This is a genomic window from Mesorhizobium sp. LNHC229A00 (assembly GCF_000502415.1).
Taxonomy (GTDB): Bacteria; Pseudomonadota; Alphaproteobacteria; order Rhizobiales; family Rhizobiaceae; genus Mesorhizobium.
Window position 1 is genome coordinate 1 of record NZ_AYWQ01000137.1, and the last position, 1,377, is coordinate 1,377.

The following is a 1,377-nucleotide window of genomic DNA, read 5'->3' on the forward strand; positions in this document are numbered from 1 at the left end:
TGCACGCTCACACCAACCCCGGACCAGGCGGTCACCCAGCCCGCGCCGCCCAAGGCGAGTGCAATTGCCGCCATCGCAATCGACGATGTCATTGCCAGTGAGAGAGAACACGCCGCACAGGCCACGCAGGAGAGCCTCATCAGCCGCTCCTGCGACAAGCTCCGTCTGAACCGGCTGTTGGAGAGGCCAGCGAAGACGGCTCCGGTTCCGAAGCCGGCCATGAGCGCGCCATAGGCGAGCGGGCCTCCTCCCAGCTGATCGCGGACAACCACCGGCAGCAGCGCGAGTATGGCGATGCTCGCCAAGCCAAAGAGGGTTCCGCGCGCGATCGCGGCCTTGATTTCCGATGACATCGCCGTGAAGCGCAGCCCGTCATAGATCGCCGTCCTCATCGACTCGCGGGGAAGAGGGGAAGAACGAACCTTCCACTTGCAGCGCCAAATAGTGGCCAAGGGTACGAAATAGGTGAGCGTGGTCACCGCGAATGCCGCCATAAGCCCAAACGACGCAACTACAATGCCGCCGAGCGCCGGGCCCACAGTCCGGACGGTATTGAATCCAACAGAAAGCAGGGTGACGGCAGCGGGAACATCGCGTCGATCCACAATATCGCCAACCGACGCTTGCCAGGCCGGATCATTGAGAGCACCGCCGCTTGCGATCAAGAAGCTGAAGCCGAGGATCATCCACGGACTGACAAAGCCCAGCGCCACNATCAGATCGGAAGTCGAGATCGTTGCCATCAGCCAGCTGATGGCGACAGTCTGCATCAACCAGCCGAGGCTTGAAACCTGCGTCGCGAGCCAGATCGAACGAAAGGTGGGCTGCAGAAGTGGCCCAAAGGTCGTTGGTGCAGCCAAATCTTCGTTTGATCCAGCCACCCTACTCATTTTGCGAACCTTTGCTTTCCGTTATTTGTCGCTTCCCATGTAATCTAGGCTGAACCGTGGCGGCTGGAAGAATAGATGGAACCCATTTGCCCGACAAATGTGGCCACAGTTCCTCCTGACCAGTGGTTAGGCGGCCGAGACGCAGAAATGGGCCGGCTCACTCGCCTTCGACCACATCTTGGTGAGCCGGGATTCACATGTCATTTGAGGCACCATGCTTGATCGACGCGCTGCCNCTTCGACCACATCTTGGTGAGCCGGGATTCACATGTCATTTGAGGCACCATGCTTGATCGACGCGCTGCCGAGCGATGCCTTTTCGCGAAAGGCGACCCTTTTCTTTTGTTGAAAACTCACTCATCAGCGGCGTTCGATGCTGAGTGGGGCTTTCGAAAAGTGAGGACGCTTGCAGATCTTTGACAGGATCGATTCCCTGATAGACGCAGACGATTGCCGGGCCGCGATCGAAGAGGCGCGCGCCTTGCTA

1 protein-coding gene is annotated in these 1,377 nt (G+C 59.2%); it reads right to left on the reverse strand.

The annotated features are described in order from the left end of the window. The coding region (locus X742_RS140290) for an MFS transporter (RefSeq protein ID WP_031248873.1) at positions 1–890 on the reverse strand (890 nt) is incomplete at its 3' end. Positions 891–1,377: the final 487 nt, after the last annotated feature.